Annotated in this window: 1 protein-coding gene; it reads right to left on the reverse strand. The window is 80.4% G+C overall.

Features of this window, described 5'->3' with window-relative positions; translation table 11 throughout:
* Window positions 1–21: 21 nt before the first annotated feature.
* Entirely contained in the window at window positions 22–987 is a 966-nt protein-coding gene (locus tag ACIQOV_RS42690; protein ID WP_401056681.1) for an NAD-dependent epimerase/dehydratase family protein, read from the reverse strand.
* Window positions 988–1,058: the final 71 nt, after the last annotated feature.

A 1,058-nucleotide genomic window follows, 5' to 3' on the forward strand; every position in this document is an offset into this window, starting at 1 on the left:
GGGGGTCGGGCCGACGGCCGGTCAGGACCCGCTCAGGCCGAGCGCCTCGCGGTACCAGGCGGCGGCCTCCGGGAGGCGGGCCAGCGGGCCGGGGCCGGGCGGGCAGGCGGCGAGCCGCCAGATCCGTTCGCTGCGGTACCAGTGGTCGCGGGCGATCAGGCCGAACTGCCGCTCGGAGACCCGGCCGGGGGCGGCGGCCAGCAGTCGGCGGCACTCCTCCCACGGGACGGCCGGGCCGTCCGGGGCGGGCAGCAGGCCGAGGGCGGCCAGGGCGGCGAGCAGGTCGCCGCCACGGACCGGCCCGGGGTGCGAGGCGTGGTGGACGCCCGGCGGGGCGGCGTGCTCGTCCAGGGCGAGCGCGGTGATCAGCCGGGCCAGGTCGGTGCGGTCCACCAGGGAGAGCCGGGCGCTGCCGCCCTCCCAGCGGACCGGCACCCGGCGGACCAGCTCGGCCAGCGCGGGCACCACCCAGCGGTCGCCGGTGCCGGTCACCAGCCCGGGGCGCAGCACGTACCCGCCGGCCGCCAGCGCGTGGCCCTCGCCGAGCAGCCGGGTGCGGCTGGCCTCGGACACCGGGGCGGGCGGCACCTCGTCCACCTCGACGTCCGCGTGCGGGCCCTCGCCGTAGACCGCCGCCGTGGAGAGGTGGACGATCCGCCGCACCCCGGCGCGGGTGGCGGCCGCCATCAGGGCGGCGGTGCCCCGGTCGTTCACCGCCTCGCACTCCTCGGCGCCGCCGTCGACCCGGGAGGCGAGGTGCACCAGGGCCCCGGCGCCCGTGCAGAGCTCCGTGAGCGCGGCCGGGTCGGCGAGGTCGCCCGGTACCCAGGCGGTGCCGGCAGCGGCGTCCTGGGGCGGTGTGCGGGCCAGTGCCCGCACCGGGACGCCGCGCGCCGCGAGGGCCGCCAGCACGCCGGAGCCGATGAAGCCGGTCGCCCCGGTCAGTGCGACCGCGGGGCGCGCCGCGGATCCGTGTTCCGTCGCCATCTCCGAGCCTCCCTGCCGACCGGCCGGTCAGTCTAGCCAGCGGGCGCCCCCGTGGGGAGGCACCCGTACGG

This window comes from Kitasatospora sp. NPDC091257 (assembly GCF_044757675.1).
Taxonomy (GTDB): Bacteria; Actinomycetota; Actinomycetes; order Streptomycetales; family Streptomycetaceae; genus Kitasatospora; species Kitasatospora lactacystinica.